The organism is Paenibacillus sp. P4_A7 (assembly GCF_056402455.1).
In genome coordinates this window covers 1-999 of record NZ_JBFUHJ010000827.1, presented here as the reverse complement: position 1 = coordinate 999, position 999 = coordinate 1, and the positions used below count along the sequence as shown (strand labels likewise).

Annotated in this window: 1 protein-coding gene; it reads right to left on the bottom strand. The window is 32.5% G+C overall.

Going from position 1 to position 999, the window contains the following annotated elements:
* Positions 1–468: 468 nt before the first annotated feature.
* A complete protein-coding gene (locus tag AC1DWN_RS34300; protein WP_477563274.1) occupies positions 469–978 on the bottom strand; it encodes a hypothetical protein in 510 nt (169 codons plus the stop codon).
* Positions 979–999: the final 21 nt, after the last annotated feature.

Sequence of the window (999 nt, the reverse complement as noted above, 5' to 3'; positions counted from 1 at the left end):
GACTCTATGCGCCTATCTGGACACATTGACGGCTTAATGTTGTAAATACGCGTTTTGTTGGCTGTACCTCTATCTCGATTGAAACGAAACAGGAAATTCTTCATGCATACTAGGAGGTGTCCGTCTAAAATAGAATATTTCCTAACGGAAACATTGAGGGGATAGTCCATGTGTTCACTACACTACTATCGGGCTATCTTTATTTTTTCTTTAGCTTTCTAATGGCTTGCCTTGCACCTTCAACCCTTGAGACCTTTTCTTTTTCGCAATACTCATCAAGAATTTCAAGAGTCCCCTAAGTAGTAATCTTAAACTTAGGAATAAAAAGATGATAGACGATTTACAAAGATAACTATCCAATCATTAAGATCTGCATTCTATTAAATTCATATCCACTACAAGTAGAAAGGAAAAAAAGAACACATTACGGATGTCGATTACGTAATGTGGTGTATTCCATGGGTTAATTTAGAAGTTTATGTCTTTCCAGTCACTCTCACTTATTTTTTCATATGTTATAAAACCTTCAGTTGAAAACCTTTTTTCAAGCATCCTGCTAACCTCGTGTTTAGTACAATCCTTCTCCATATAAATTTCATCTTGTAAAAATAATATAAATATGGAACTGGATGCATCGTTATTCACCAAATAGAAACCCAATAATTCGTTGTATTGAGTGCTAAAAAACAAACCTATATACTCTATTTCGAGTTTAATATTCTCCTTGCATTCAATTAATCCTTCATAACTATCAAATAAATTAAAATCATCCAAATCGTAAATTCTATTCATTGAGATTAGCGGATTCATACCTCTTATATACAAGCCTGTGACATCACCATTATCTTTCTCAAGAAAAAGGACATGGTCTAATCTCTCATTATCATCCTCATCGTGTAAATAAATAATACTTGAGATTTCTTTTTGCACAAAAAAATAATCAAACTTTTTTGCAAAAGATAATATATAATTATTCATTTCCATCCTCACTCTCTAATC

Bases quoted from the DNA above. Each gene is read 5' to 3' on its own strand.
- AC1DWN_RS34300 (WP_477563274.1), bottom strand. From the start codon at position 978: ATGAATAATTATATATTATCTTTTGCAAAAAAGTTTGATTATTTTTTT.